The sequence below is a fragment of the Janthinobacterium sp. GW821-FHT03C08 genome (assembly GCF_059420905.1).
On record NZ_JBWKUP010000003.1, the window covers coordinates 239062 to 257197 of the forward strand.

The 18136-nt window shown below is 65.0% G+C and carries 18 protein-coding genes; 12 read left to right on the plus strand and 6 right to left on the minus strand.

The window, feature by feature from the left end; genetic code table 11:
• Positions 1-164: 164 nt before the first annotated feature.
• From recX to AC07VL_RS05575, 10 genes are all read left to right on the plus strand, one after another.
• On the plus strand, positions 165-620 hold the full coding sequence (gene recX, locus AC07VL_RS05530) for a recombination regulator RecX (protein ID WP_494804945.1): 456 nt from the start codon (positions 165-167) through the stop codon (positions 618-620).
• Positions 621-711: 91 nt separating this feature from the next.
• A complete protein-coding gene (locus tag AC07VL_RS05535; RefSeq protein ID WP_494804946.1) occupies positions 712-2250 on the plus strand; it encodes a methyltransferase regulatory domain-containing protein in 1539 nt (512 codons plus the stop codon).
• Between the two features lie 276 nt (positions 2251-2526).
• Positions 2527-3087, plus strand: a complete 561-nt coding sequence (locus AC07VL_RS05540; RefSeq protein WP_290600122.1) for a DUF2889 domain-containing protein — start codon at positions 2527-2529, stop codon at positions 3085-3087.
• Positions 3088-3163: 76 nt separating this feature from the next.
• Positions 3164-4333 (plus strand): ADP-forming succinate--CoA ligase subunit beta, encoded by a 1170-nt coding sequence (gene sucC / locus AC07VL_RS05545; RefSeq protein WP_152284203.1) that lies wholly within the window; start codon positions 3164-3166, stop codon positions 4331-4333.
• Between the two features lie 13 nt (positions 4334-4346).
• Positions 4347-5228 (plus strand): succinate--CoA ligase subunit alpha, encoded by an 882-nt coding sequence (gene sucD, locus AC07VL_RS05550; protein WP_034746085.1) that lies wholly within the window; start codon positions 4347-4349, stop codon positions 5226-5228.
• Positions 5229-5503: 275 nt separating this feature from the next.
• Positions 5504-5863, plus strand: coding sequence for a hypothetical protein (locus AC07VL_RS05555; RefSeq protein ID WP_494804947.1), 360 nt, complete (start codon positions 5504-5506; stop codon positions 5861-5863).
• A 27-nt stretch (positions 5864-5890) separates the two neighbouring features.
• Entirely contained in the window at positions 5891-7213 is a 1323-nt protein-coding gene (locus AC07VL_RS05560) for a TolC family protein (protein WP_494804948.1), read from the plus strand.
• Positions 7210-8373 carry an efflux RND transporter periplasmic adaptor subunit gene (locus AC07VL_RS05565; protein ID WP_494804949.1) on the plus strand — a complete coding sequence of 388 codons (1164 nt, stop codon included), beginning with the start codon at positions 7210-7212 and terminating at the stop codon, positions 8371-8373. The genes AC07VL_RS05560 and AC07VL_RS05565 overlap by 4 nt, the downstream gene beginning before the upstream one ends.
• Positions 8363-11455: an efflux RND transporter permease subunit gene (locus AC07VL_RS05570; protein ID WP_494804950.1), complete on the plus strand. Its 3093-nt coding sequence runs from the start codon at positions 8363-8365 to the stop codon at positions 11453-11455. The genes AC07VL_RS05565 and AC07VL_RS05570 overlap by 11 nt, the downstream gene beginning before the upstream one ends.
• A gap of 127 nt (positions 11456-11582) precedes the next feature.
• Positions 11583-12053 (plus strand): pilin, encoded by a 471-nt coding sequence (locus tag AC07VL_RS05575; protein WP_494804951.1) that lies wholly within the window; start codon positions 11583-11585, stop codon positions 12051-12053.
• A 16-nt stretch (positions 12054-12069) separates the two neighbouring features.
• Here AC07VL_RS05575 and AC07VL_RS05580 read toward each other — a convergent pair whose 3' ends face one another.
• Positions 12070-12792 carry a flagellar brake protein gene (locus tag AC07VL_RS05580; RefSeq protein ID WP_494804952.1) on the minus strand — a complete coding sequence of 241 codons (723 nt, stop codon included), beginning with the start codon at positions 12790-12792 and terminating at the stop codon, positions 12070-12072.
• A gap of 163 nt (positions 12793-12955) precedes the next feature.
• Between AC07VL_RS05580 and AC07VL_RS05585 the strand changes: the two genes are divergently transcribed.
• A complete protein-coding gene (locus tag AC07VL_RS05585) occupies positions 12956-13336 on the plus strand; it encodes a DUF6713 family protein (protein WP_494805070.1) in 381 nt (126 codons plus the stop codon).
• Here the strand turns inward: AC07VL_RS05585 and moaC are convergent, their stop codons facing one another.
• Positions 13337-13843 carry a cyclic pyranopterin monophosphate synthase MoaC gene (gene moaC, locus AC07VL_RS05590; protein WP_494804953.1) on the minus strand — a complete coding sequence of 169 codons (507 nt, stop codon included), beginning with the start codon at positions 13841-13843 and terminating at the stop codon, positions 13337-13339.
• A 196-nt stretch (positions 13844-14039) separates the two neighbouring features.
• On the opposite strand from moaC, the gene AC07VL_RS05595 reads away from it, so the two are divergent.
• The gene (locus AC07VL_RS05595) at positions 14040-15629 is read left to right on the plus strand and encodes a M48 family metallopeptidase (protein ID WP_494805071.1); all 1590 of its coding nucleotides are present in this window, start codon (positions 14040-14042) and stop codon (positions 15627-15629) included.
• A gap of 3 nt (positions 15630-15632) precedes the next feature.
• Here the strand turns inward: AC07VL_RS05595 and AC07VL_RS05600 are convergent, their stop codons facing one another.
• From AC07VL_RS05600 to AC07VL_RS05615, 4 genes are all read right to left on the minus strand, one after another.
• The gene (locus tag AC07VL_RS05600) at positions 15633-16223 is read right to left on the minus strand and encodes a DUF2946 family protein (RefSeq protein ID WP_494804954.1); all 591 of its coding nucleotides are present in this window, start codon (positions 16221-16223) and stop codon (positions 15633-15635) included.
• Positions 16216-17229: a YheT family hydrolase gene (locus tag AC07VL_RS05605; protein WP_494804955.1), complete on the minus strand. Its 1014-nt coding sequence runs from the start codon at positions 17227-17229 to the stop codon at positions 16216-16218. The genes AC07VL_RS05600 and AC07VL_RS05605 overlap by 8 nt, the downstream gene beginning before the upstream one ends.
• Before the next feature lie 10 nt (positions 17230-17239).
• Positions 17240-17665, minus strand: coding sequence for a YybH family protein (locus AC07VL_RS05610; protein WP_494804956.1), 426 nt, complete (start codon positions 17663-17665; stop codon positions 17240-17242).
• Between the two features lie 79 nt (positions 17666-17744).
• Complete coding sequence (locus tag AC07VL_RS05615; RefSeq protein ID WP_290600073.1) at positions 17745-17939, minus strand: zinc-finger domain-containing protein; 195 nt, start codon at positions 17937-17939, stop codon at positions 17745-17747.
• Positions 17940-18136: the final 197 nt, after the last annotated feature.

Here is an 18136-nt window from a genome sequence, read left to right on the forward strand (position 1 = left end):
CAGCGGTAGCTGGTTTTGTTTGTGATGGACTGCGATCCATGGTGCGCCATATTTGGTCGCACAAACGATCTACAATGATTGCCGCCCTGCGCCTGTGCGCCTGGCGGCAATTGTGTTTACAGTCCGGTGTAGTAAATCCGGTGTAGTAAAGATGGGGTATGGGTATGGCAGCGGTACAACTGAGCCTGAAGGGCAGGGCGCTACGGTTTTTATCGATGCGCGAACATAGCCGCATGGAATTGCGGCGCAAGCTGCAGCGGCATGCGCAGGAAGGCGATGACGTGGAAGCCCTGCTTGACAGCCTCGAGCAAGCCAACTGGCTGTCGCAGGAACGCTTTTCCGAGTCCCTGATCCATCGCCGCTCGGCCCGTTTCGGCAACAGCCGCATCATGGCGGAGCTGCAAAGCCACGGCATAGGCGGCGAAGCCTTGCAGGAACTCAAGGCGGGCCTGGCCGAAGGCGAAATTGCCCGCGCCTGCGAGGTGTGGCGCCGCAAATTCGGCCAGGTGGCGCAAGATGCGGAACAGCGCAACAAGCAGATGCGCTTCCTGATGCAGCGCGGTTTTTCCCAGCGCGCCGTGCAGGTGGCCCTGAAAGGCCTGGACCCCGACGAGGAATAGTTGTTAACTTGCCAGCAAGGATCAGTTATTCTGCCATGGCCGCGCGCATGGTGCGCAATGGCACTTATTTCCATGGAATACGGGACACCTGATGAGCAACTGGCATGCCGGCTATACCTTTGAAACCGCATATACCTACGGCTATTACACGGAATTGAATCCTTTGCGCACGCAGTTGCTGCTGCTGAGCCGGGGGATACAGCCACCCGGCATAGGCACGGCATGCGAATTGGGCTTTGGCCAGGGCATGACCGTCAATATCCATGCCGCTGCATCCGGCACGCGCTGGTATGGCACGGATTTCAATCCGGCCCAGACTGCCTTTGCGCAGGAACTGGCCGAGGTGTCGGGCAACGGGGCCGTGCTGTCGGAACAGTCGTTCCAGGATTTTTGCGCCCGCAGCGACCTGCCGGACTTCGACTACATCGCCCTGCACGGCATCTGGAGCTGGATCTCGCCGGAAAACCAGGCGCATATCGCCGATTTTCTGGCGCGCAAGCTCAAGCCGGGTGGCGTGCTGTACATCAGCTACAACACGCAGGCGGGCTGGGCGGCGATGACGCCGCTGCGCGACCTGATGGCGCAGCATAGCCGCGTGATGAGCGCGCCGGGCCAGGATGCCCTGGCGCGCGTGGGCAGCGCGCTGTCCTTCGTCAACAGCATGATGGAGACCAAGCCGCGCTACCTGCAGGCCAACCCCACGGTCGCCTTGCGGCTGCAGCAGATCAGCGAACAGGACCCGAATTACCTGTCCCACGAATACTTCAATCATTACTGGGAACCGGTGTCGTTTTCAGCCATCCAGCCGGTGTTGGCTGCGGTCAAGCTGGAGTATGCCGGCTCGGCCGCCTACCACGATCATGTGCCGCCGCTTAACCTGTCGCCCGAACACATGGCGTTCCTGGCGCAGATTCCGGACGCCACCTTCCGCGAGACCACCGCCGATTTCCTCATCAACCGCCAGTTCCGCCAGGATTACTGGGTCAAGGGCAGCCGCAAGCTCAATGCCTTTGAACAGGCCAGCGCGCTGCGCGCCGTGCGCATCATCCTGGTGGCGCCGGTCGCGCAGATCACGATGAAGGTGACGGGGGCCTTGGGCGAGGCCGACATGGACCAGGCCGTCTATGGCCCGCTGCTGGAACTGCTGGCCGATTACCAGCCGCACACGATAGGCGAGTTGCAGCAGCGCTTGCCCGCCAATGTGGCGGAACTGGGCGCCTTGCTGCAGATGCTGCTGGTGCTGGCGCATAAGGCCTGCATAGTGTCGGTGCAGGACGATGCCGCCATCGCCCTGGCACGGCCGGTCACGGCCAGGCTGAACCGCCATCTGCTGAACAAGGCCCGCGGGCGTACCGACCTCGTTGCGCTGGCCAGTCCCGTGACGGGCGGCGGCATGGGTGTGTATCATTTGCAACAGTTATTTCTGCTGGCCAGGCTGGAAGGGCACGACACGCCGGAGGCCTGGGTGGCATTTGCGTGGCCGTATTTCCGCGCATTGCAGCAAACCGTGGTGCGCAATGGCACGGTGCTGACGACGGATGAAGACAACCTGGCCGAACTGGCCGTGCATGCGGAAAGCTTCCGTGCCAGCACGCTGCCGATCCTGCAGTCGCTGGGCGTGGCCGAGTAGCCGTTCCCGCCGGGCCGGCAGAAGCATGGATTTTTGATATCGGTCATTCGCATCGTGAATGACTTTGCCGAAAAGCGCCGCATCTATTTATAATTTGAAACGTTTTTAACGAAACAATGAAAAATTATGTTGCGGCGCAACCGGCGTCCAGTGTGCTACACTTTTAGGGTTTTTGCGGCGCCGCAGGTGCGGTTGCCGTTCGTAGAAGCTGCGAACGGCGTGCTTTATGCACATGGCTGCTTACTAAATTTTGGCCGCGCAAGCGGCATCGGTCTTATGCCCCTGTCAACTCCCGTATCCCGGCGCGCCCTACGGCACTCCCGCGTTATCGACGTCCAAGCGTATGTGCGCGAGGACGGCCTGTGGGATATTGACGCCCGTATTACCGACATCAAAAGCTACGACGCGACCCTGGCCTCCGGCCCCCGTCCCGCCGGCACCCCTCTGCATGACCTCCATTTACGCATTACCGTCGATCGCGAACTGACCATCGTCGAGGCCGAAGCCGCCTCCGATGCCGTGCCCTATCCCGGTTTTTGCGATACCATCGGCCCCGCTTACCGGGCGCTGATCGGCTTGAATTTATTGAAGAATTTCCGCCGCGACTTGAAACAGCGCCTGGCGGGAATCGCCGGCTGTACCCATTTGACCGAACTGGCGCAAGTCTTGCCGACTGCGACAGTTCAGGCATTTGCCGGCGATGTCTGGTCGACCCGCGACGGTGAGAATGCTGATTTGCCGCATGAAAAGCCGTTTCAACTCGACAAATGCCACGCCCTGCGCACCGATGGCGGGGCAGTGGCACAGTATTACCCGCGCTGGGTAGCCAAAGCGTGATCCCTGCGCTGTTTTTCCTGTTTTTTTTGCACCACTAACCGTATTTTTACACATCAGTATCAGAAGGGAAGCCAGCATGAAAATCCATGAGTATCAAGCCAAAGAAATCCTCCGGCAATTCGGAGTGACGGTACCACGCGGTATTCCGTGCATGTCCGTCGACGAGGCAGTCAAGGCTGCGGAAACCCTGGGCGGCCCGGTGTGGGTCGTCAAGGCACAGATCCACGCAGGTGGCCGCGGCAAGGGCGGCGGCGTGAAAGTGGCAAAATCGATCGAACAGGTCAAGGAATACGCCGACCAGATCATGGGCATGCAGCTGATCACGCATCAGACCAGCGCCGAAGGCCAGAAAGTCAACCGCCTGCTGGTGGAAGAAGGCGCCGACATCAAGCAAGAACTGTACGTTTCGCTGGTCACCGACCGCGTTACCCAGAAGATCGTCCTGATGGCGTCGTCCGAAGGCGGCATGGACATCGAAGAAGTGGCCGAGAGCCACCCGGAGAAGATCCACCACGTCACCATCGAGCCGAGCGTTGGCCTGACCGATGCCCAGGCAGACGACATCGCGACCAAAATCGGCGTGCCTGCCGGTTCCATCGTCGACGCACGCGTCAACCTGCAAGGCCTGTACAAAGCCTACTGGGAAACCGACTGCTCGCTGGCCGAGATCAATCCGCTGATCGTCACCGGCAGCGGCAAGGTCATCGCCCTGGACGCCAAGTTCAACTTTGACCCGAACGCCCTGTTCCGTCACCCGGAAATCGTCGCCCTGCGCGATCTGGACGAAGAAGATCCAGCGGAAATCGAAGCGTCGAAATTCGACCTGGCCTACATCTCGCTCGACGGTAACATCGGTTGCCTGGTGAACGGTGCCGGCCTGGCCATGGCCACCATGGACACGATCAAACTGTTCGGCGGCGAGCCTGCCAACTTCCTGGACGTCGGCGGCGGCGCCACGGCAGAAAAAGTGACCGAAGCGTTCAAGATCATGCTGAAAAACCCAGGCCTGAAAGCCATCCTGGTGAACATTTTCGGCGGCATCATGCGTTGCGACGTGATCGCCGAAGGCGTCATCGCCGCGGTGAAAGCCGTTTCGCTGAACGTACCGCTGGTGGTGCGCATGAAGGGCACCAACGAAGACCTGGGCAAGAAGATGCTGGCCGATTCCGGTCTGCCTATCATCGCAGCCGACACCATGGAAGATGCAGCCAAGAGCGTCGTTGCCGCTGCTGCCGGTCAAGCTTAATTAAGGAATCAACATGTCCATTCTGATCAATAAAGATACCAAAGTTGTCACCCAAGGGATCACCGGCAAGACCGGCCAGTTCCACACCCGCGGTTGCCGCGACTACGCGAACGGCAAAGCTGCCTTCGTGGCAGGCGTGAACCCGAAGAAAGCCGGCGAAGATTTCGAAGGCATTCCTATTTTCGCTAACGTGACCGAAGCGAAAAAAGAAACCGGCGCCAACGTTTCCGTGATCTACGTGCCGCCAGCAGGCGCGGCAGCGGCGATCTGGGAAGCTGTCGAAGCGGAAATGGATCTGGCCATTTGCATCACCGAAGGCATTCCTGTCCGTGACATGATGGCCCTGAAAGACCGCATGGCCAAAGCCAACAGCAAAACCCTGCTGCTGGGCCCTAACTGCCCAGGCCTGATCACGCCAGACGAAATCAAGATCGGCATCATGCCAGGTCACATCCACAAGAAGGGCCGTATCGGCGTCGTTTCCCGTTCGGGCACCCTGACCTATGAAGCAGTGGGTCAGCTGACCGCACTGGGCCTGGGCCAATCGTCGGCAGTCGGCATCGGCGGCGACCCGATCAACGGTCTGAAGCACATCGACATCATGAAGATGTTCAATGACGATCCTGATACCGACGCGGTCATCATGATCGGCGAAATCGGCGGTCCGGACGAAGCCAACGCGGCGTACTGGATCAAGGACAACATGAAAAAACCGGTCGTCGGCTTCATCGCCGGTGTGACCGCTCCTCCAGGCAAGCGCATGGGCCACGCCGGCGCGCTGATCTCGGGCGGTGCCGATACGGCACAAGCCAAGCTGGAAATCATGGAAGCTTGCGGCATCACCGTGACCAAAAACCCGTCCGAAATGGCGCGTCTGCTGAAAGCCATGCTGTAATTTCAGCCAGGTTTTGATGCAGCACAAGAAAAGGAGCTTCGGCTCCTTTTTTTTCGTCCCGCGCTTCCCCGTGCCACGGCCGTTCCGGCCGCCCGCCTTCCCCTTTTTCGCCGCGCGCCATGGCCGTTCCCGTGGCCGTCCGGACGGGCCATGACAGGCATGTGACATTACCAACTTGTAACACCGTTCGGCGTAGCGCGCGCCTATGATTCGGCCTGTCAGCACCATCGTCGCGCGCCCCGTGCGCGCCTACTCTTTACTTCGGAACCCTAGCTATGGATGCCATGAAACCGGGCGTAGCCGCGCTATGCCTGCTGCTGTTATGCGCCTGTGCCGAGGCGCCCAGGGTGGACTGGCAGCGGGGCGCGAAGCGCGCCTGGATCGTCGCGCCATACGCGCCCGCACGCGCCGCCGAGTTGCCGGTTTGCCTGGCGCGCCTGTCCGACGCCGAGCTGGCGAGCCGCCATTTCGTCGAGCTGCGCTACCGCCATGTGCGGGTCATGCGCACGGCCGTGGCCGAGGTGCCGCCCGATATCGACGCCAGGCCCGGGGTGCAGGTAGAGCTGTGGCCGGAAGATTGCGGGCAGGGTCATCTGTCGCGCATCTCCAAGTTGTTGCCTGCAGACAGCAATTAATTGCAAGAGAACGCGAAAGTGCCCACCATGTCCATGAAATGTTTCCGCTGGCCCGCAGCGCTGCTGCCCCTGTGCCTGCCACTGATCCTGCATGCGCAGACCCCGCCGGCAGACAGCCTGGGGCTGGAGCAGCTGCAGCGCATTGCGCTCGAGCGCAACCACGACGTGCGCGTCTCCGCCCTGGCGGCGGAGAGTGCCGCCGCTGCCGTGACCAGCGCCGCCGCCGCGCCCAATCCCATGCTGACGGTGCAGACGATGAACATCAATCCCGGCCTGGGCGTGGGCGCCGGCAGCTTGCGCAGCAAGACGGTCGACAGCAGCGTGCGCATCGACCAGTTGCTGGAGCGGGGCGGCAAGCGCGGCCTGCGCCGCGATGGCGCCCAGCACCAGGAGGAGGGCGCGCGCGAAGACGTGCGCGAGGCGCGGCGCCAGCTGCGTCTCGCCGTCAGCCAGGCCTATTACGATGCGCTGGCGGCGGGCGAACGCCAGGCCATCCTCGGCGAGACGGCGCAGTTGTACCAGCGCACCGTCGACGTGGCGCAGACGCAGCGCAAGGCGGGAGACCTGTCGCCGGCCGACGTGGCGCGGCTGCAAGTCGAAGCGTTGCGCGCCAGCAATGATGCCCTGCAGGCGCGCAGCGAGGTCGCGCGGGCGCGCCAGGCGCTGGCCTTGCTGACGGGCATCGACAGCCGCCAGGCGCAGCTGCCGCTGGCCGATGGCTGGCCGGCCATGGTTGCCGCCGGCACGCTGGCGCAGGCCGGGCCGGCCGGCGCGGCCAGCGATGCGGCCATCGCGCGGCGGCCCGACGTGATGGCGGCGCAGGCACGGGTGGCGGCGGCCACGTCCGCACATAAGCTGGCGCTGGCCGCGCGCACGCGCGACGTGTCCGTCGGCGTGCAGGCCGAACATTACCCGGCCAGCGCCGGCAATCCGCAGGGCAGCGGCAACAGCTTCGGCATTTCCCTGCAGGTGCCGCTGTTCCTGCGCTACCAGTATGACGGCGAGATCCGCAGCGCCCAGGCGGCGCTGGACCTGGCGCAGGAAAACCTGGAGCAGGCGCGCATTCTGGCCAGGGCGGAACTGGAGCGTGCCGCGCTCGACGTGCGCAGCAACGGCGAGCGCCTGCAGCGCATCGACGACAGCCTGCTGCCGGCCGCGCGCAAGTCGGCCCAGGCGGCGGAATTCGCCTACCAGCACGGCGCCCTGTCCATCGCCGACGTGCTCGACGTGCGACGCAGCTACCGCGCCGTGCAGCTCGACGCGCTGGCCGCCCGCAGCGACTATGCCAAGGCGCTGGCCGCCTGGCAGACATCTTTCCCCAGTGCATCCCTTGAAAGAACGACACCATGATATCGCGCAGCACCCTGACCTATGGCGCCCTGTTCATCCTGCTGTGCGGCGGCTCCGCCGCGGGCGTGCAGTATCTGCAGCGGGCGCACGCCGCCGCCTTGCCGGCCGCCGCCGTGGCCTCCAGCGTTGCCGCGAGCGGCGTGCTGCACTTTGCCGCGAACGCGCCGCAGATGGCGACGCTGAAGATCGCCGCCGTGAGCGCCGTGCCGCTGCCGGCCAGCGCCGCCCTGAACGGACGCATCGCCTATGATGAAAACGTCACCACGCGCGTCAGTTCGCCCGTGCTGGGCCGCGTGCTGGCCCTGCATGCGGACAGCGGCGACAAGGTGGCGCGCGGCGCGCTGCTGGCCGACCTCGATTCGCCCGACCTGGCCAGTGCCGAAGCCGACTGGCGCAAGGCGCAGGCCGACGAAGTGCGCAAGCAGCTGGCCTACCAGCGCGCCGACACGCTGTTCCGCGGCGAGGTGCTGGCGCGCAAGGATTACGAGTCGGCCGATGCCGACTTCCAGCAGGCGCGCGCGGAGACGCGGCGCGCGGCCCTGCGCATGCACAGCCTGAACGCGGCCGGCAGCGACAATGGCCGCTTCGCCCTGCGCGCGCCGCTGGCCGGCACCATCGCCGACCGCCAGATCAATCCGGGCCAGGAAGTGCGCCCCGACGCCCCCGCGCCCCTGTTCGTCATCAGCGACCTGCGCCGTCTGTGGCTGCTGGTCGACGTGCCGGAAAGCGCCCTGGCCAGCGTGCGCCAGGGCCAGGCCGTCAGCGTCGAGACGGATGCCTACCCGGGGCGCCGCTTCAGCGCCACGGTGGCGCACGTGGCGCCGGTGCTGGACCCGCAGACGCGGCGCATCCAGGTGCGCTGCACGCTGGATAACGCCGATGGCGCCCTGAAGCCGGAAATGTTCGCGCGCGCCGCCTTCCTGGCCGGCGACGGCAGCACGCTGGCCGTGGCCCTGCCCAATACCAGCCTGTTCGCCGAAGGCATGTACAGCTATGTCTTCGTGGAAAAACAGCCCGGCACGTTTGAAAAGCGCCGCGTCAACGTGCGCGTCAAGGGCCGCGACAGCAGCTTCGTCGACGCGGGCGTGAGCGCCGGTGAACGGGTCGTCACGGAAGGCGCCTTCCTGCTCAACGCCGAGGTGGCCAGCAATGCTCGCTAAGCTGATCGATTTTGTCCTGGCGCAGCGCGTCTTCGTGCTGATCCTGACGGCGGCGCTGGCCGTCTTCGGCTACCGCGCGCTGAGCAACCTGCCCATCGAAGCCTTTCCCGACGTGCAGGACGTGCAGGTGCAGATCGTCACGCAGTATCCGGGCCAGGCGCCGGAGGAAGTCGAACGCAACGTCACCCTGCCCATCGAGCGGGAAATGAGCGGCGTGCCGCAGCAGACGCAGCTGCGTTCCGTGACGATCACGGGCCTGTCCGTCGTGACGCTGACGTTTGCCGATGGCACGGACGACTATTTTGCGCGCCAGCAAGTGCTGGAGAAATTGCAGAACGTTAACTTGCCCACGGGCGTGCAGGCGAGCCTGGCGCCGCTGTCGACGGCGGTCGGCGAAATCTTCCGCTACGTCATCGAGGCGCCCCCGGGCATGGATGCGAACGAGGTGCGGGCCTTGCAGGACTGGGTCGTGCGTCCCGCGCTGCGCATCGTGCCCGGCGTGGCCGACGTCGTCAGCTTCGGCGGCACCGTCAAGGAGTACCAGGTGCAGGTGGACCCGGCCGCCCTGCAGCGCTACGGCGTCACCATCGACCAGCTCAGCGCGGCCTTGAGCAACAACAGCGCCAATGTGGGCGGCGGCCTGGTGCGCCGCGGCGACGAGGCGCTGGTGGTGCGCGGCATCGGCATCTTCGGCAGCATCGATGATATCGGCCGTGTCATCGTCAGCGCCAAGGCCGGGCGCACGGTACTCGTGTCGGACCTGGCCGAGGTGACCGTGGGCAATCGTCCCCGTTCCGGCGTGGTGGCCTTCAACCGCGAAAACAGCGTGGTGGAAGGCATCGTGCAGATGAGCAAGGGCAGCAACGCGGCCAAGGTTGTGGCCGACGTCAAGCTGGCCATCGCCGGCCTCGACGCGCGCCTGCCGCAAGGCGTGCACCTGCGCACGATCTACGACCGCACGGAACTGATCGGCCACACGGTGCACACGGTGGCGGAAAACCTGCTGCTGGGCGCGGCGCTGGTGATCGCCATCCTGGTGATTTTCCTGGGCAACTGGCGCGCCGCCCTCATCGTCGCGGCCGTGATTCCCCTGTCGCTGCTGTTCGCCTTCATCATGCTCGACGCGCGCGGCATTCCCGCCAACCTGATTTCGTTGGGGGCGGTCGACTTCGGCATCATCATCGACAGCGCCGTCGTGCTGGTCGAAGCCCTGCTGGTGCGGCTGGCGCTGCTGGGCGAGCCGGGCCGGCACGATTCCGCCCTGCGCGAGCGCACCCTGAAGCAGACGGTCGTCGACCTGGGCCACCCCATCCTGTTTGCCAAGGCCATCATCATTGTCGCCTTCATTCCCATCTACACCTTCCAGCGCGTGGAAGGCAAGATCTTCTCGCCCGTCGCCTTCACGCTGAGCTTTGCCATGCTGGGCGCCATCATCCTGACCATGACCCTGGTGCCGACCTTGCTTGCCTGGACCATGCGCCGCCATCCGATGGCGGAGCAGCACAGCGCCTGGCTGCAGCGCATCCAGGACGGCTACGGCCGCCTGCTGGCGGCGGCGCAGCGCCAGCGCATCTTCGTCATGCTCGCTTCGGTGCTGGCGCTGGTGGTGACGCTGGCCCTGGCGCCCCTGCTGGGCAGTGAATTCCTGCCCAAGCTCGACGAGGGCAACCTGTGGCTGACGGTCAGCCTGCCGACCTCGAGTTCGCTGGAAAAGACGCGCGCCGTGGAGCAGCAGGTGCGCGCCATCATCCTGTCCTACCCGGAAGTGGGCAATGTCATTTCGCACGTGGGCCGGCCCGACGACGGCACCGACCCGAAGGGCAGCAACAACATGGAAATCCTGGCCGACCTGAAACCGCGCGGCAGCTGGCGCTTTGCGGACAAGGACGCGCTGGTGGCCGACATGTCGGCGAAGATCCGCAGCCTGCCCGGCGTGCCGACGAACTTTTCGCAGGTCATCGAGGACAACGTGGAAGAGGCGCTGTCCGGCGTGAAGGGCGAGATCGCCGTGAAGATCTACGGCCCCGACCTGGACGTGCTGACGCAAAAGAGCGAGCAGATCGCCGCCATCCTGGGCGGCATTGCGGGCGCGGCCGACGTGGGCGCCGTGAAAATCGGCGGGCAGAGCGAACTCGACATTGTTATCGACCGCGAGCGCATCGCCCGCCTGGGCGTCAACGTGGCCGATGTCAACACGGCAATCCAGACGGCGCTGGCGGGCAACGCCGTCAACGCGTATTTCGAAGGCGACCGGCGCTTCGACATCACCGTGCGCCTGAAGGAGGCGGCGCGCGATTCCGTCGATGCCATCGGCGCCCTGCAGGTCAATCTGCCGGGCGGCGCCGGCACGGTGGCGCTGGCCGAGCTGGCGCATATCGAGGTGCGCCAGGGCGCGGCCCGCATCAGCCGCGAAGCGGGCGGGCGCAATGCGTCCGTCAAGGCCAACCTGCTGGGCCGCGACCAGGGCAGTTTTGTTGCTGAAGCGCAAGAAAAAGTGGCGCGCCTCGTGCACTTGCCGCCGGGCTACCAGATCACCTGGGGCGGACAGTTCGAGAACCAGCAGCGCGCCGTGAAGCGCCTGGAAGTGATCGTGCCGATCACCGCGCTGATGATCTTTTCGCTGCTGTTCTGGGCCTTCCGCTCCGTGCGCAAGGCCATGCTGATCCTGTCCATCGTGCCATTTACCCTGATCGGCGGCATCCTGGGCCTGGCGCTCGTCGGCCTGCATTTTTCCGTCTCGGCGGCCGTCGGCTTCATTGCCGTGGCCGGCATCTCGGTGCAGAACGGCGTCATCATGGTCGAGCAGATCGTCGAGATCGCCCGGCATGACGCCAGCGCCGTCGACAGCGCCATCGCCGGCGCCGTGGCGCGCCTGCGGCCCATCCTGATGACGGCCCTGATGGCGGGTCTGGGCCTGCTGCCGGCGGCGCTGTCGCATGGCATCGGCTCGGAAACCCAGCGTCCGTTCGCCGTCGTGATCGTGGGCGGCATCGTCTCGGCCACCTTCTTTACCTTGCTGCTGTTGCCGCTGGCCTATCCTTATTTTGCGGAAAAGAAAGGACTGCCCGCGGACGCCAGCTGACACGGCAGGGCCGCGCCTGCCGGAAAGTGTCGCTTTTCTTTCCACCTGTGGCGCCGCTGCCCGGGAGCGCCGCTGGCATGGCGCTTGCACCGTGCAGGACGTGAGCAAAGCACCTTGGGAGGAGACGATGCGCGGGCAGAGCGGATTTACCCTGATAGAACTGATGATCGTCGTGGCCATCGCCGGCATCCTGGCGGCCGTGGCCATTCCCCAGTACGGCGACTACACCATGCGGGCCAAGGTCAGCAACGTGCTGGCCGCCGCCGCGCCCTTGAAAACGGCCGTGGCCCTGTGCGTGCAGGAAAATGGCGGCGAGGCGGCCGCCTGCAGCACGCCCACCGAGAATGTTCCCGGCCCCATTCCCCTGTTTACGGCGACGCGCGAAGTGGCCAGCGCCAAGGTCACCACGGGCGATATCGAACTGATACTGGCCCCCGGCCTGGGCGCGGGCATGGCAGGCAAGATCGTGAAGATGACCTTGCAGCCGGGCACCAGCAGCTTGAGCTGGCTCAACAGTACCACCGTCACGAATGCGGCCGCGGCCGAAGCCATCCTGAAGGACAATCCGCCGGCGAGGGGGCCGGCGGCGACCCAGTGAGCCTGCCCGCCTGGCGTCAGACGATCTTTTGCCGGTCCGCGATCAGCGCTTCATAGGTGAGGTTTTGCAGCAGCGTGTAGTGGGTCGGCTCCAGGTCGATGAATTGCACGCCGTACGTGTGGATTTCCGCCACCTGCGCGGCGTGGCCGTGCGAGGGCTTGCCCACGCTGACGTTCTGGATGCGCGCGCGCGTATTGAGGCGCATCTGGTGCTTGTTCGGCTGCACCAGCAGGGTAAAGCTGAGCGTCACGCCGTCGTCGTCGGGCGTGAGCATGCAGGGCGACTCGATCAGCGCGCCCGACACGCTGAGGTTGACGATGAACACGGGCACGGCCGCCACGTCGCGGTAGCTCAGCTGCGCGGGAATCTCCACTTTCACGCGCATGGCCGTGCGCAGGCTGGTGCCCTGGATGGCGTCGGGAAAGCTCAGGTGCACATAGTGCAGGGGACGGCCGAAGATGCGCAGCACGCTGCAGGAAAACGAGCACACGGTGACGCCGGAAAACACGCGGATGGTCAGCTTGTCGCCTTCGTTGAGGACGATGGGGACGCCATTTTCCAGGGGAACCTTGACGATCAGATACTCATCCTTCACATAGCCGATCACGGTCGAGAAATGCTGGATGGGCTTGATGGTGCGGTGCGTGATGAACTGGATGCGCCCGCCCACCTGCAGGTTCATGGCTTCGAATTCGAAGTCCTGGAGCGTGGCTGCCGCGGCGGGCTTGTTACTTGTCATGCGATGCTCATCGTGATGGGGTCGAAGTGCAGTATGCATGATTTCTTGGTTAAAAAGCATTTATATCAATGAAATTCACATGCGCATGAATAAATGCCGGTACATCCTTCCTGCCTGCCGTCCAGGCTTTATAATTGCGTCAATATTGACGAATCTAAATGTGATGACGCACAGCTACTTTTGGACCATGCTGTTCCTGATCTTGCATCAAATCGACGCTGCCTACTGGCACGAGTGGGAAATGTTCCATGTGCCGGGCGGCATCCAGGGGTTCCTGGTGTTCAACCTGGCGGCCATTGCCCTGGTGCTCGCGGGCTACCGGCACGTATTGCTGGCAACCTCGCGGGCGCGATGCTATGCAGGCGTGTGCGCCGCGCTGGGCATAGGCACCGGCCTGATCCACGCGGGCTTCGCGCTGGCAGGGCTGGAGCAATTCCACCTGCCCCTGTCGGTGGCCATCATCGTGCTGTGCCTGGCCTGCGCCGTGTGGCTGCTGTGCGACTTGCGCCATGCCCAGGGCCAGCTGGCGCGTCAGGCAGCCTGATCAAACCTCGGCGTGCCAGTCGCCCGACTTGCCGCCATGCTTTTCCAGCACGCGCACATTCGTCATGACCATGCCCCGGTCGACGGCCTTGCACATGTCGTAGATGGTCAGCAAGCCGATCTGCACGGACGTCAGCGCTTCCATTTCCACGCCCGTCTTGCCCGTCGTGTCGACCTGGGCGCGGCAGTGCACGCTGTTGGCGGCCGCGTCCACTTCAAAATCGACGGTCACGCGCGTGATGGCCAGGGGATGGCACAGGGGGATCAGGTCGCTGGTGCGCTTGGCGCCCATGATGGCGGCGATGCGGGCGATGCCCAGCACGTCGCCCTTCTTTGCATTGCCGGACATGATCAGGGCCAGGGTGGCGCCCTGCATGCGGATGGTGCCGGCGGCCACGGCGCTGCGGCGCGTGTCGTCCTTGCTGCCCACGTCGACCATATGGGCTTGGCCCGCGGCATCGAAATGGGTCAGTTCCCCGGCGGGGGCTTGCTGGTCTGCTGTAGTCATGGCGTCAAAGTAGGTGAGGATGGAGGGCGCGGCGCGCTGGCGCAGCCGGGCATGTCACAAGCATATCGCGTGCCTGTCGCGTGGGAAACGGCGCCGCTAACAAGGTATGATAGCACCCGTGAATGCAAAAACTCCCCTCCAGACCGCGCTCCACGACGCCGTCGCGGCATTGCCGCGCGCGGCCTGGCGCGCGCCCGTGCTGGCCGCCTTATGGCTGGCTTCCCCCTTTGCGCTGGCGCAAACCTTCACGTCCGCGCCTGCGGCACCGGCCGTCAATCCGGCGGCCAAGCCGGCCAGCACCTGGACGCAGCTGGCCGTGCCGCCCGCGCCCAACCTGCCGAACCTGGGCGATACCTCGCGCGAAGACCTGTCGCCCGCGATGGAGCGCAAGATCGGCGAGGAAATCATGCGCGGCATCCGCGGCGACCGCGATTATCTCGATGACGCGCCCCTGCTGGAATACCTGAATACCTTCGGCAACGCCCTCGTGGCGGCGCGGCCCAGCGTGCGCGGCGAAACGAACTACGATTATTTCTTCTTTGCCGTGCGCGATCCCCAGTTGAACGCGTTCGCCTTGCCTGGCGGCTTCATCGGCGTGCACTCGGCCTTGCTGCTGGCGGCGCAAACGGAGGCGGAACTGGCGTCCGTGCTGTCGCACGAGATCGGCCACGTGGCGCAGCGCCATATCGCCCGCATGCTGGGCCAGCAGCGCCAGGATGCACTGATGCCGCTGGCCGCCATGCTGCTGGCGGCGCTGGCCTCGCGCGCGGGCGGCGACGTGGCCATGGGCGTGTTTGCCGCCGGCCAGGGCCTGGCCATCCAGCGCCAGCTCAATTTCGGCCGCGACGCCGAACGCGAGGCGGACCGCATCGGCTTCCAGATCATGGGCGAAGCCGGTTTCGATACCACCGGCATGGTGGCCTTCTTCGGCCGCATGCAGGCGGCCAGCCGCTCGTACAGCGACCTGATGCCCGCCTACCTGCAGACCCACCCGCTGACGACGGAGCGCATCGCCGACATCCAGGCGCGCATCCGCGAACAGCCCTACAAGCAGCGTCCGGACAGCCTGAATTTCCACCTGGCCCGCGCCCGCGCCCGCGTGCTGCAGGATGAAAGCGTGCAGGGTTTGCTCAATGCCAAGGCCGTCTTCACGACGCAGCTGGAGCAACAGAGCCGCTTCCAGGTGACGGCCGCCCATTACGGCCTGGCCTTCGTCGCCATCAAGCAGGGCCAGCCGGCGCAGGCGCAGAAGGAACTCGACGCGGCCTATGCCGCCCTGCACCAGCCGGCCGGGCCGAACGTGTTTACCTCGGGCGGCACGCAGGGGCCGAATTCGCTGCTGGCGGCGATGACCCTGGAAGTGCTCTTGATGCCGGCGCAAAAGAAGGAAGTGGCGCAGCAGGCCCTGACGGCGGCCGATGCGGCGCGCCAGCAGTTTCCCCTGTCGCGCGGTATTGCCCGCCAGTATGCGGAAGCGTTGATGGGAGCAGGCAAGCTGGAGCAGGCAACCCTGTACCTGCGCGAGCAGGTGCAGCTGTACAAGGAAGAGCCGGAACTCTACGATTTATTGGCGAAAGCCTACGCGGACCAGGGCAAGATGACCTTGCAGCACATGGCCCTGGCCGAATCCTACGTCTTGCAGGGCGCCACCATGGCCGCGCTGGACCAGCTGACGATCGCCCGCAAATCCACGGACGCGACCTTTTACGACCAGGCCGTGATCGATGCGCGCGAGCGGGAATTGCAGGAAAAGCGCCGCGAACAGTTGAAGGAACAGAAAGGTTAGCGCTTACTCGGCTGCTGGTGCCTGCTGGAAGCCAAACATGAGCGGCATCGCGGCATAGGCCAGCGGCTGCACGGCGATGTCCTGGCCGGCATGCGCCAGGGTCAGCTTGCCCTTGCCGTCGTCCAGCCAGGCCAGCAGCGCTTCATCGCTTGCCGTCTCGCCATCGAGGCGCAGCCACGCCAGCACCTGTGCCATGTCACGGTCGTCCACCTGGGCCACGATATCGCCGTGGCGCAAGATCAGCGCGCCGTTGTCGCACCAATGCACCTGTTCGAGCTGCGCCAAAGGCGCCCCTGTCTGCAGGACAAAACCGTGCTGCGGATCGCTGCGGGCGATGTACGGCGTCGCCTGCAGCTTGACATACACGCGCTGCGGGCCGTTCTGGAAAAACCAGCAGCCCCGTTCATCGTGGCCGTAATTGCGGTTGATAAAGCTCAACAGGGCTGCGTGGGCAATCTTGTCGCCCGGCAATTGCTGCTGCTGGGCCTGCTGGTCGCGCATGCGCCAGTGGCCGCGCGCGTCCAGGCCCAGCCAGCCGTAGCAGTGGGGCACGTTCGGCCATTTGGCCAGGGCTTGCTTGACGAGATCATCCATGTAAGGCGTTTTCCGAGGCAGTGCGCAAGCCGTCAGCGTGACAGCTTTGCGGCGAAGACGGCGCCGCGCTGCCGTCTTCAAAGTGGGAAAGCAGGCGCTGCGGCAGCCAGGCGAGGCTGCCCGGCGGCGTGCCGGTGGCAAAGCCGACATGGCCGCCGTGGCGCGGATACTCGAGCGTGACGTTCGGCGCGGCGCTGGACGGCAGGAAGCATCCCGGCAGGAAGGGGTCGTTCTGCGCATTGAGCACCAGGGTCGGCACGGTGATGTCGTGCAGGACGTGCTTGGCGCTGGCGCGGTGCCAGTAGTCGTCGGCGTCGCGGTAGCCGTGCAGGGGCGCCGTGACGACGTCGTCGAAGGCGTGCAGGTCGCGCGCGGCCAGCATGGCGTCGCGCGCGAACAGGCCGGGAAACTGTTCCAGCTTGGCCAGGCATTTCGGCTTCAGGGTGTTCAAAAACATGCGCGTGTAGAGGCGGTTGGCGCCCGAGGACAGGGCCTTGCCGCCTTGCGCCAGGTCAAGGGGCGCGGACACGGCGGCGGCCGCATCGACGATCTCTGCCTCGTGCTGCCACTGGCCCAGCCAGCACAGCAGGGCATTGCCGCCCAGCGAGACGCCGGCCGCGTAGAACTTGCCTGTCGCGCGCGGGCGCAGGCGGCGCAGCACCCAGTCGACTTCCTGCGCATCGCCCGAATGGTAGAAGCGCGGCGCCAGGTTGGGCTCGCCCGAGCAGCCGCGGAAGTGCGGCACGGCGCCGGACCAGCCGCGCGCCGCCACCTCGCGCATCAGGGCGCGCGCGTAATGGCTGTTCGACGAGCCTTCCAGGCCGTGGAACAGCACCACGAAGGGCAGGCCCGGCTGGCCGTCGACCAGGTCGACGTCGACGAAATCGCCATCGGGCGCCTGCCAGCGTTCGCGACGGAAGGCCACGGCCGGCTTGCCGATGCACAGGGCCGGATAAATCGTTTGCGTGTGGCCGCCAGGCAACCAGAATGGGGCGGTATAAGTCATCGTTCGGCGTTTAGTGCAGGATCTGCGCTCCCGTGGCGTCCGCCGGCGCGCCGCCCGGCGCGATCGAGGCGTGGTGCAGCACGATGCGCCAGCCGCGCGGCGTTTTCACGTACACATTCGTGGCCAGCAGGTGCGCGGGGCCGTCGTCGCCCGCCGTGACGCCTTCGATGACCGTGTGCACGGAGCTCATCAGATTGTGCGTTTCATGCAGCTGGGCCGGCACGATGTGCAGGCCGCCGCCGGCCAGGATGGTTTCCCACGAGGCGCGGATGGCGGCATGGCCGATCAGGCGCGCGCCGCCCGGGTGGATGCAGACGATTTCCTCGTCGTCGGCCCACAGCGCCATCAGCGCCTCGAGGTCGGCGCGGTGCAGCGCATCGTAGAAGGCCGCTTCGACTTCCGCGGCGCTGCCATTGAGTTCCTTCAGACGTTTCATGACGACTCCGGGCTGGATCGGTAGGGCAAATAAATGCTGCAATTAAAAACGGCGCGCTGGTGGCGCGCCGCTGGGCAGTTTAATGGTGGCCGGCGCTGGCGCCTTCCTTCAGGGTATAGGCCGTGCCGCAATATGGGCACTTGGCGACACCGTCCTTGTTAAATTCCAGGAACACGCGGGGATGCGACGACCACAGCGGCATGGCCGGGTTAGGGCAGTGGGCTGGCAAGTCTTTACTGTCGAGTTCGACCGCTGGCTGGGTGGATTTTGTCATCTTGTCATGCTCCGTGAGGCTGTATGGAAGGAAGTCGGCTGCTGCCAAAAGCACGATTTTAACGGATTCGGGCAGACAGCAAAAATCATGGCTAAAATGGCGCCTTCACCAGCGGTGCCCGCGTTGCGCTTTTTTGCGCCGCCGCCGCCGCGCCACCGCCACCTGGACTGGATTTGCCTTGCCCGTGTCACCGTTGC

Excerpts from the sequence above, each read along its gene's own strand:
- AC07VL_RS05535 (WP_494804946.1), top strand. The coding sequence starts at position 712 with ATGAGCAACTGGCATGCCGGCTATACCTTTGAAACCGCATATACCTAC.
- AC07VL_RS05570 (WP_494804950.1), top strand. The coding sequence starts at position 8,363 with ATGCTCGCTAAGCTGATCGATTTTGTCCTGGCGCAGCGCGTCTTCGTG.
- AC07VL_RS05575 (WP_494804951.1), top strand. The coding sequence starts at position 11,583 with ATGCGCGGGCAGAGCGGATTTACCCTGATAGAACTGATGATCGTCGTG.
- AC07VL_RS05580 (WP_494804952.1), bottom strand. The coding sequence starts at position 12,792 with ATGACAAGTAACAAGCCCGCCGCGGCAGCCACGCTCCAGGACTTCGAA.
- AC07VL_RS05555 (WP_494804947.1), top strand. The coding sequence starts at position 5,504 with ATGGATGCCATGAAACCGGGCGTAGCCGCGCTATGCCTGCTGCTGTTA.
- sucD (WP_034746085.1), top strand. The coding sequence starts at position 4,347 with ATGTCCATTCTGATCAATAAAGATACCAAAGTTGTCACCCAAGGGATC.
- AC07VL_RS05615 (WP_290600073.1), bottom strand. The coding sequence starts at position 17,939 with ATGACAAAATCCACCCAGCCAGCGGTCGAACTCGACAGTAAAGACTTG.
- AC07VL_RS05605 (WP_494804955.1), bottom strand. The coding sequence starts at position 17,229 with ATGACTTATACCGCCCCATTCTGGTTGCCTGGCGGCCACACGCAAACG.
- sucC (WP_152284203.1), top strand. The coding sequence starts at position 3,164 with ATGAAAATCCATGAGTATCAAGCCAAAGAAATCCTCCGGCAATTCGGA.
- AC07VL_RS05600 (WP_494804954.1), bottom strand. The coding sequence starts at position 16,223 with ATGGATGATCTCGTCAAGCAAGCCCTGGCCAAATGGCCGAACGTGCCC.
- AC07VL_RS05585 (WP_494805070.1), top strand. The coding sequence starts at position 12,956 with ATGACGCACAGCTACTTTTGGACCATGCTGTTCCTGATCTTGCATCAA.
- moaC (WP_494804953.1), bottom strand. The coding sequence starts at position 13,843 with ATGACTACAGCAGACCAGCAAGCCCCCGCCGGGGAACTGACCCATTTC.
- AC07VL_RS05560 (WP_494804948.1), top strand. The coding sequence starts at position 5,891 with ATGTCCATGAAATGTTTCCGCTGGCCCGCAGCGCTGCTGCCCCTGTGC.
- AC07VL_RS05540 (WP_290600122.1), top strand. The coding sequence starts at position 2,527 with ATGCCCCTGTCAACTCCCGTATCCCGGCGCGCCCTACGGCACTCCCGC.
- recX (WP_494804945.1), top strand. The coding sequence starts at position 165 with ATGGCAGCGGTACAACTGAGCCTGAAGGGCAGGGCGCTACGGTTTTTA.
- AC07VL_RS05610 (WP_494804956.1), bottom strand. The coding sequence starts at position 17,665 with ATGAAACGTCTGAAGGAACTCAATGGCAGCGCCGCGGAAGTCGAAGCG.
- AC07VL_RS05565 (WP_494804949.1), top strand. The coding sequence starts at position 7,210 with ATGATATCGCGCAGCACCCTGACCTATGGCGCCCTGTTCATCCTGCTG.